Source organism: Kluyvera chengduensis (genome assembly GCF_044197065.1).
GTDB classification, from domain to species: domain Bacteria; phylum Pseudomonadota; class Gammaproteobacteria; order Enterobacterales; family Enterobacteriaceae; genus Kluyvera; species Kluyvera ascorbata_C.
Window position 1 is genome coordinate 1 of record NZ_JBIQOI010000027.1, and the last position, 499, is coordinate 499.

Annotated in this window: 1 rRNA gene; it reads right to left on the minus strand. The window is 51.9% G+C overall.

The window, feature by feature from the left end:
* Positions 1 to 499: ribosomal RNA gene (locus tag ACH1XZ_RS23200) — 23S ribosomal RNA — on the minus strand; the annotation flags it as partial.

The window sequence follows — 499 nt, forward strand, 5'->3', positions numbered from 1 at the left end:
CACTTCACCTACATATCAGCGTGCCTTCTCCCGAAGTTACGGCACCATTTTGCCTAGTTCCTTCACCCGAGTTCTCTCAAGCGCCTTGGTATTCTCTACCTGACCACCTGTGTCGGTTTGGGGTACGATTTGATGTTACCTGATGCTTAGAGGCTTTTCCTGGAAGCAGGGCATTTGTTACTTCAGCACCGTAGTGCCTCGTCATCACACCTCAGCGTTAAAAGAAGTCCGGATTTACCTAAACTTCCCGCCTACATGCTTAAACCGGGACAACCGTCGCCCGGCTAACATAGCCTTCTCCGTCCCCCCTTCGCAGTAACACCAAGTACAGGAATATTAACCTGTTTCCCATCGACTACGCCTTTCGGCCTCGCCTTAGGGGTCGACTCACCCTGCCCCGATTAACGTTGGACAGGAACCCTTGGTCTTCCGGCGTGCGGGTTTTTCACCCGCATTATCGTTACTTATGTCAGCATTCGCACTTCTGATACCTCCAGCA